Consider the following 9,039-nt stretch of genomic DNA (forward strand, 5'->3'; position numbering starts at 1 on the left):
CCAAAGCTAAAGAAAAGCTGACCACCAGATTCACCATGCCGATTGCCAATACACTTGCCAAGCCAAGCATAAAAGTGAATATATCTGCATGACCGCTAATCGCGGCATAACCCAAATTTGCCGAAGAAAACGCCACATGGCGAATATCCAGCGGCAAGCCGAAAAGATGGCCAAAATAGCCGGTCATACCTAAAAGCATACCGAAAATAAAATTGCCCATAAGCGAGCCGTAATGCTTATGAATATAAGCGGCCAGAAGGCGGCGTGGCTGCGGGCGCATGATTTTTCGTAACAACGGATTAAACGGCAGACGCTGACGCAGGTTCAGATAATCGGAACGATTGTCAAAAAAGCCGGCAATAATACCCGAACAAAATAACCATACACCGGCAATAGCGGCATACCATAAGGTCGGCTGAGTAAAAATCTCAATAGATTTAAGCTGGTAGGCTGTAACCGCCTCGTTTAATAAAGGCTGACCATGCGTGTAGGCATAACCCCAAGCGATCCCCGCCGCCAACAATATGGCAATCGATACATTGCCAAACACGGCAACACTTTGCGAACGGCACACATCAATCAGCAGTTTTGCCAATTTATTGTCCACCGCTTTGCTACCTTCATTTGAGTCCACCTGCTCGGCAAAGCTCGCCGCCGTCATGGCTGGCTGCTTGGTCGCAACAGTGCAGTGCAGCATATGAATCAGCATAAAGCCTAAGCCGTAGTTAAGTCCGGCAAGGAATGAAGTCGTAAACTCGCCGAACCCCAAAGACGCAATATGGATTTTATTCAATGCCATCAAAGCAATAATTACGCCACCGCCCGCTGCGGAATAAAACATTTTGAAATATTCGCTACGGTTGCGCGTAATGTAATGCTCGCCATGATGACTTTTGTTTTCCGTAATACTGCGTGCCAGCATTCGGATACTGCTTTTACGCAAGTGGCTGGTGCTGTATTGCTCCACCGCCGCATAAATCATCGCATTCATCAGATTGACAGTTAAGCGGGTACGGCTAGTTTCGATTTGAATATTGGTCAACAATTTCAGGCGGTCTATGGTTTGTTGCAGGCGTTCGAGCAAGTGGGCAACTTTTACTGACGAACCAGACCCGGCTCCGGTACCACGACGGCGCAAATAGTCAATTTGCTTTTCACACTGGTCAAACATAACCTCCAAATGCGCCGTGTCATAAGCTTCTTCGCTATGGCGATAGTGTTCCACCATCTTCGCAATTTCGCGCTGTAAAGCGACAAATGCAGAATCCGCTTCCAACAAACGGGGGGCAATCCGTATTAAATCTGGCTCAATCGCTTCGGAAGCAATCCAAATAGACAGCATTTCTACCGCTCGCAAACGGGCATCCGCCAACTGTCGGCTGGCCGTCTGAAGCAAAGCAGGATCCGCCTTACCCTGCAACAATTCATACATGCTCAACCATTGTCGCAAACTCAGTGTTTGCAACCATTTATCATCGTTTTCAGAATGAAAAAGATATAAAAACACTTCGCGCAAGTTGGAAAAATCTTTATAAGACGGACTGAACCGCTCATAAATCCGTATGCCCATTTCCCGGGTAAAACTATGGCGCGAGAAAATACCCAGTTTAATCAGCGCAGGATAAATGTGAACTTTAGACAGCCAAGTATAAAAGCGCAGGCTGAATTGACGGCATAAAGCATCGTCTTGTTTTAAAGTAGATAAAATCAAATCGAAACGTTCGGAAGCCTGTTTTTTACCTCCTCGGCGCAAAAATTTGATTAATGCATTGAGAATAAGAACAAAGTCGGTATCATTTAAGCGTTCCGACAAAATAATGTGAAGATTTTGATTAGTCAGTTTCTGCATTGTAGCATTATTACATAAAATGAGATATTTAGCAAGAACCTCGGCAAACAGGTCGAATTATATCGTATTCTTTATCAACCCATGTCACAAGATTTTCAATTAATATTCTCTAAAATTCAATGAATAATCAAATTACATAATAAATATATGATGTGAATCAATAACTAAGAAAGGCCGTCTGAATTCTTTCAGACGGCCTTTTACAACAACATACTACATTGTTTAAATCCTATGCAAACAAGAGCTTACCACCCTCTTCTTTAACATGGATTGTGCTATCAGGTGCATATTTGCCTTCAAGCAATGCTTTTGCCAGCGCATTTTCGATTTCTGACTGGATGGCGCGTTTGAGCGGACGGGCACCATACACAGGATCAAAACCGGCTTCGGCAATCAGATCCAAGGCAGCATCATCGACTTTCAGATGCAGATGTTGCACTTCCAAACGTTTTTCCAAACCTTTAAGCTGGATTTTCGCAATGCTGCGGATATTGGCCTGATCCAAACCATGGAACACGACTACTTCGTCAATACGGTTGATCATTTCAGGACGGAAATGTTCTTTCACATCCTCCATCACAACTTCTTTCACCGCTTCATAGTCTTGAGTACCCATTTGTTGGATATGTTGGCTACCAATATTAGAAGTCATCACGATAACGGTATTTTTGAAGTCCACAGTGCGGCCTTGTCCATCGGTCAAACGGCCGTCATCCAAAACTTGCAACAGGATGTTGAACACGTCGGGATGGGCTTTTTCCACTTCGTCCAAAAGAATCACGCTGTACGGTTTGCGGCGGACTTGTTCGGTCAGGTAACCGCCCTCTTCGTAGCCAACATAGCCGGGAGGAGCACCGATTAAGCGGGCAACAGCATGTTTTTCCATGTATTCGGACATATCGATACGAATCAGATGATCTTCGCTGTCAAACAGGAAGCCTGCCAATGCCTTACACAATTCGGTCTTACCCACACCGGTCGGGCCTAAGAACAAGAAGCTGCCATAAGGTTTATTCGGATCGGCCAAACCAGAACGGCTACGGCGGATAGCGTCGGACACAGCACGCACGGCTTCGTCTTGACCAACCACGCGGCGGTGTAATACTTCTTCCATCTTCAGCAGCTTATCGCGTTCACCTTCCATCATTTTTGACACAGGAATGCCGGTCATACGGGAAACGATTTCGGCCACTTCGTCCGCACCAACTTCGGTACGGAAGAGTTTGTTTTGTTTTTTGCCGTCGGGGTTACTTTCCGCAGCTTGCAACTGTGCGCCCAATTTCGGCAACTCACCGTATTCGAGTTCGGACGCACGGGCAAAATCGCCTTGGCGTTTGGCCTGCTCGATTTTGACTTTGATGTCGTCCATCTGTTTCTTGATGTCGGCGGTACTGGAAGACGCCGCTTTTTCGGCTTTCCAGATTTCGTCCAAATCGGCGTATTCTTTTTGCAGGCCGTCAATTTCTTCGTCTATCAGTTCCAAACGTTTTTTGCTGGCGTCATCGCTTTCTTTGGCAACGTGCATTTTTTCCATTTTGAGCTGGATAATGCGACGGTCAAGTTTATCCATTTGCTCAGGTTTGCTATCCAGCTCCATTTTGATGCGGCTGGCTGCTTCGTCGATCAAATCAATCGCTTTATCAGGCAGGAAGCGGTCGGTAATATAACGGTCGCTCAACTCCGCTGCGGCAACGATAGCAGGGTCGGTAATATCGATACCGTGGTGGATTTCATAACGCTCTTGCAAACCGCGCAAAATAGCGATGGTGTCTTCCACGCTGGGCTCGCCGACCAATACTTTTTGGAAGCGGCGTTCGAGTGCCGCATCTTTCTCGATGTACTGACGATATTCGTCCAAAGTAGTCGCGCCTATGCAGTGCAGTTCGCCGCGTGCCAAGGCCGGTTTCAACATATTACCTGCGTCCATCGCACCGTCGGTTTTACCTGCACCAACCAAAGTATGGATTTCGTCAATGAAAATCAAAGTGTTACCATCATCTTTAGCCAAGTCGTTCAAAACGCCTTTCAAGCGTTCTTCAAATTCGCCACGGTATTTCGCGCCGGCAATCAAAGCCGCCAAGTCCAGAACCAAAAGGCGTTTGTTACGTAGGGATTCAGGCACTTCGCCGTTAACAATACGTTGCGCCAGGCCTTCAACAATAGCGGTTTTACCCACACCAGGTTCACCAATCAGCACAGGGTTATTTTTGGTACGGCGTTGCAATACCTGAATTGCACGACGGATTTCATCATCGCGGCCGATAACAGGGTCGAGCTTACCGTCTCGGGCGCGTTGAGTCAGGTCAAGTGTGTATTTTTTCAAAGCATCGCGTTGGTCTTCGGCATTCGCATCGTTCACGTTTTGTCCTCCTCGTACCGCATCAATCGCGGCATTGATATTTTGTTCGGTTGCACCGGCTTCTTTCAAAATTTTGCCGGTCGCATCATTCTGCTGAACCAAAGCCAGCAGGAAAAGTTCGCTGGCGATATAGGCATCGCCACGTTTGGTCGCAGCCTTGTCCATCAAGTTCAATACAGCTTGCAGCTCACGGCTAGGCATAATATCGCCACCTTGACCGGATACTTTTGGCAAGCTGCTCAAATGTTGCTGCAAACGTTGTTTTACTTGAGGCACATTCACACCTGCATGAGCCAGTAACGCAGCAGTACCACTGTTTTGATCGTCAAGCAACGCTTTTAAGATAAAGCCTGCCTCTAGGTAGCTGCTGTCCGCAGCCAAAGCCAGACTTTGACCTTCTTGCAGAGCTTGCTGAAATTTGGCAGTCAATTTATCAAATCTCATTTTAAGTTCCTCTTCAAATATATTCTGTTAGGGCCTATATAAGCGCAAATGTGGATAACTCAAGAGCCATTTATCCCATTAATCAACAATTTTTACTATATTATTGTTTTATAACGTTTTATTTTTATGATTTTATGTGCATAACTTTTATTATCCATCTACTCTTTACTCAAAAGGCCGTCTGAAAAATCAAGAATAATCAGGTATAATCGGCACCATATTTATTTTCAGACGGCCTTTGTGCCGAAGGATACTTTCATGAGCAAAAAACGAGTTTTAACAGGCGTTACCACAACAGGTATTCCACACTTGGGCAACTACGTCGGTGCCATCCGCCCGGCCATCCGCGCGGCGCAAGATTCCAATACCGAATCATTCCTCTTTTTGGCCGACTATCACGGCATCATCAAATGTCATGAGCCGGAAATGATTCATCAATCTACTCAAGCTGTTGCCGCCACATGGCTCGCCTGCGGACTCAATCCGGAACAGACCACTTTCTACCGTCAAAGCGATATTCCCGAAGTGATGGAGTTGAACTGGATTCTGACCTGTATTACCGCAAAAGGCCTGATGAACCGCGCTCACGCTTATAAAGCCGCAGTACAGGCAAATACCGAAAACGGTCAGGAAGATCCGGATCATGGCGTGGAAATGGGTCTGTACAGCTACCCTATCCTCATGACTGCCGACATTCTTATGTTCAATGCCCATGAAGTACCAGTCGGTCGCGACCAAATCCAACACGTTGAAATGGCACGCGATATTGCCGGCCGCTTCAACCACCGCTTCCAAGAACTCTTCACCCTGCCAGAAGTGAAAATTGACGAAAATGTCGAACTCTTGGTCGGCTTGGACGGACGCAAAATGTCCAAGTCCTACGGCAATACCATTCCGCTTTGGGAAAACGACAAGAAAACCCAAAAATCCGTTAACAAAATCATCACCAACATGAAAGAGCCCGGCGAACCGAAACAGCCTGATGAAAGTCCTCTGTTTGAAATCTACAAAGCCTTCTCCACGCCGTCTGAAACTGCCGAGTTTACACAAATGCTGGCCGAAGGCCTTGCTTGGGGTGAGGCTAAGAAACTCTTGGGCGCAAAAATCAATGCCGAGCTCGCAGAACCGCGCGAGCGTTACAATGAGTTGACAGCCAAACCCTCTCAAATTGAAGACATTTTGCAGGCCGGCGCACAAAAAGCGCGTAAAGAAGCACGCGAATTGTTGGATAAAGTACGCGATGCAGTAGGTATTCGTCCGTTGAAATAATAATAGTAAGGCCGTCTGAATATTTTAGACGGCCATAATATCGTTTATCATTTGAAATATAATCGTTTTCTAGGGTTTCTCATATGAAAAAAACCTTCCCCCTTATCTTGCTCAGCCTTTCATTGGCTGCCTGCGGCGGTAAATCTGAAGATACTGCCGCCAATGATGCTGCTTCAGGCAAAGCGCCCAAGCCTACCTTCAAAGTTAAATATATCGATGAACAAGCCATAGCCGGTTTGGATTTAGGTACAGCTCAAGACGGCGAAACGAAAGAAGGTAAGAAACAACGCACCTATCCGATTAACGGCATAGAGGGCGGTGTTATCAATCTGATTGGTAAGCACCCTACCGACTTAGAAGTCATCAGCGGCCAATGCATGGAAAAAAATGAAAAAGGCGTTTCAGCCGGCTGGTCAGCCAACGGCGTCTGCCACACTGCCTTTGCAAAAATGGTGGACAATATCGCCCAAGACGGCAGCAAACTGACCGACTATCTGATTTCACACGCTGCTTTGCAGCCTTATACCGAGGGCAAAAGCGGTTATGCCGCCGTCCAAAACGGCCGCTATATTTTAGAAATTGACAGCGAAGGCATGTTCTATTTCCGTCGCCGTCATTACTAAAATCCTGCCTATCCTATTTTCCTCCTGACACAAGGACTGAATCATGGCTCAAGTTACTTTCCAAGGCTCTCCTATTTCTACAAACGGCAATTTGCCTGCCATCGGCCAAGTTGCACCTGATTTCACATTGGTAGCAGCAGACCTATCTGAGAAATCATTGGCTAACTTTGCAGGCAAACGCAAAGTGCTGAATATTTTCCCTAGCATTGACACCGGCGTATGTGCCCAGTCCGTCCGCACTTTCAACAAATGCGCCTCTTCTTTGGACAATACCGTCGTCTTGTGCATTTCTGCCGATTTACCGTTTGCACAAGCCCGTTTCTGCGGCGCAGAAGGTTTAGAAAATGTTGTGACACTTTCTACATTCCGCAGCAGCTTTTCTAACGATTACGGTGTTACACTGACAGAAAGCCCATTACGTGGCCTTACTGCCCGCGCAGTGGTGGTTTTGAACGAGCAAAACCAAGTTCTCCACGCTGAATTGGTTTCTGAAATTGCGAACGAGCCTGACTACGAAGCAGCTTTGGCTGTTTTGTAATTAACCAAATAAAATCAGGCCGTCTGAAAATTTTCAGACGGCCTGAGACCTTTGCAAAATTCCTTTTCCCCCGACAGCCGAAACCTAAACAAAGATTTTCGGCTGTTTGTGTTTCAAATATCCACTGATTCTACCCAAATACCCCCTTAATCCCTCTTGGATACCTGATTAATCAGGCATCCAACCGCCTTTTAGGCAGCAACAGGCGCACTTAGCCTGAGACCTTTAGCTTATCTTCAAAATAAAAACGGTAGCTTAAAAGCTACCGTTTTCTGTTTCAAACCTTATACAGATTTATCTGTTTTGTCTGCTTCTACTGACTCAGTATTCTGAACCTCATTTTGCTCAACAGGTTCAACAGCTTCAGCAACAGGAGCTTCAGGCTCTTCTACTTTGTCATCGCGGACATTGTGGCTGTAATCCTTAGGCGGACTAGGCTGTTTACCAGCCATAATTTCCAAAACTTGGTCTCGATCGATGGTTTCCCAATCCATCAGTGCCCTGCACATGGTTTCCATCTTATCACGACTTTCATCCAAGATTTTGTAAGCCACTTGGTATTGCTCTTCTAAAATACGGCGGATTTCCGCATCGATATCTTGTTGGGTTTTCTCGGAAATATTTTGAGAACGGGTTACGCTACGACCCAAGAATACTTCACCTTCGTTCTCAGCATAAACCATCACACCCATTTTGTCGCTCATACCATAACGCGTTACCATCTCGCGTGCCATTTGAGTTGCACGCTCGAAGTCGTTAGATGCACCGGTAGAAATACGGCCAATAAAAATATCTTCAGCAATACGGCCACCAAACAAGATTGAGAGCTGGCTCAGCATTTGGTCTTTGTACATACTGATGCGGTCACGCTCAGGCAGTTGCCAAGTCAAACCCAATGCACGGCCACGAGGCATAATCGTTACTTTGTGAACCGGATCGGTAAACGGCAGGCTTTCCGCTACGATTGCATGACCGGCCTCATGATAGGCTGTTGCACGTTTTTCATCTTCGTGCATCACCATGCTGCGACGTTCCGGACCCATGTAGATTTTGTCTTTCGCATCTTCAAAGTCGCTTTGATCAACTTTAACTTTATTGCGACGGCCGGCAAACAAAGCTGCTTCATTGACCAAGTTTGCCAAATCCGCACCTGAAAAACCAGGTGTACCACGAGCCAAAGAAGTCAAATCTACGGAGGCATCCAAAGGTACTTTTTTAGCGTGTACTTTTAAGATTTGCTCACGGCCACGAATATCAGGCAATGGAACAACGACTTGACGGTCAAAACGGCCCGGACGCTGCAACGCAGGGTCAAGTACATCAGGACGGTTGGTTGCTGCGATCACAATAACAGTTTGGTTGCTTTCAAAACCATCCATTTCAACCAATAATTGGTTTAATGTTTGCTCACGCTCATCATTGCCACCGCCCAAACCGGCACCACGCTGACGGCCGACCGCATCAATTTCATCAATAAAGATGATACATGGAGCGTTTTTCTTGGCCTGCTCGAACATATCGCGGACACGGCTCGCACCGACACCGACAAACATTTCTACGAAGTCAGAACCTGAGATACTGAAGAATGGCACCCCTGCCTCACCAGCAATCGCTTTGGCCAGCAATGTTTTACCCGTACCAGGGCTACCAGCCAACAAAATACCACGCGGCACACGACCGCCTAAGCTTTGGTAACGATTGGGGGCTTTTAAATAATCTACGATTTCTTGTACTTCTTCTTTTGCCTCATCACAACCGGCAACATCGGCAAAAGTCACTTTATTGGAATCTTTATCCAACAAACGCGCACGGCTTTTACCAAAAGAGAAGGCGCCGCCTTTACCGCCACCGCCGCTTTGCATGCGCATGAAGTAGAACCATGCACCGATCAACAACAAAACAGGCAGCAGGCTGTAAAACAGACTGGCCAGCATGCTTGGTTTTTCTTCCGGAGTCA

At 46.6% G+C, this 9,039-nt stretch carries 6 protein-coding genes; 3 read left to right on the forward strand and 3 right to left on the reverse strand.

Annotated elements, in window-relative coordinates; genetic code table 11:
• Together ACTHUE_RS07305 and clpB are read right to left on the reverse strand one after the other, a co-directional pair.
• A partial coding sequence (locus ACTHUE_RS07305; RefSeq protein ID WP_440423186.1) for a site-specific recombinase occupies positions 1 to 1,849 on the reverse strand: 1,849 nt, incomplete at its 3' end.
• Positions 1,850 to 2,078: 229 nt separating this feature from the next.
• Positions 2,079 to 4,652, reverse strand: coding sequence for an ATP-dependent chaperone ClpB (clpB, locus tag ACTHUE_RS07310; RefSeq protein WP_049336134.1), 2,574 nt, complete (start codon positions 4,650 to 4,652; stop codon positions 2,079 to 2,081).
• A gap of 258 nt (positions 4,653 to 4,910) precedes the next feature.
• On the opposite strand from clpB, the gene trpS reads away from it, so the two are divergent.
• The 3 genes from trpS to tpx all read left to right on the forward strand — a co-directional run bounded on the left by trpS (position 4,911) and on the right by tpx (position 7,082).
• Positions 4,911 to 5,921, forward strand: coding sequence for a tryptophan--tRNA ligase (gene trpS, locus ACTHUE_RS07315; RefSeq protein WP_004520609.1), 1,011 nt, complete (start codon positions 4,911 to 4,913; stop codon positions 5,919 to 5,921).
• Positions 5,922 to 6,004: 83 nt separating this feature from the next.
• Entirely contained in the window at positions 6,005 to 6,544 is a 540-nt protein-coding gene (locus tag ACTHUE_RS07320; protein ID WP_004520610.1) for a hypothetical protein, read from the forward strand.
• Positions 6,545 to 6,587: 43 nt separating this feature from the next.
• Positions 6,588 to 7,082 carry a thiol peroxidase gene (gene tpx / locus ACTHUE_RS07325; RefSeq protein WP_004520611.1) on the forward strand — a complete coding sequence of 165 codons (495 nt, stop codon included), beginning with the start codon at positions 6,588 to 6,590 and terminating at the stop codon, positions 7,080 to 7,082.
• A 284-nt stretch (positions 7,083 to 7,366) separates the two neighbouring features.
• Here tpx and ftsH read toward each other — a convergent pair.
• The coding region (gene ftsH, locus ACTHUE_RS07330; protein ID WP_440423188.1) for an ATP-dependent zinc metalloprotease FtsH at positions 7,367 to 9,039 on the reverse strand (1,673 nt) is incomplete at its 5' end.

It is taken from the genome of Neisseria sp. P0021.S005 (assembly GCF_051956955.1).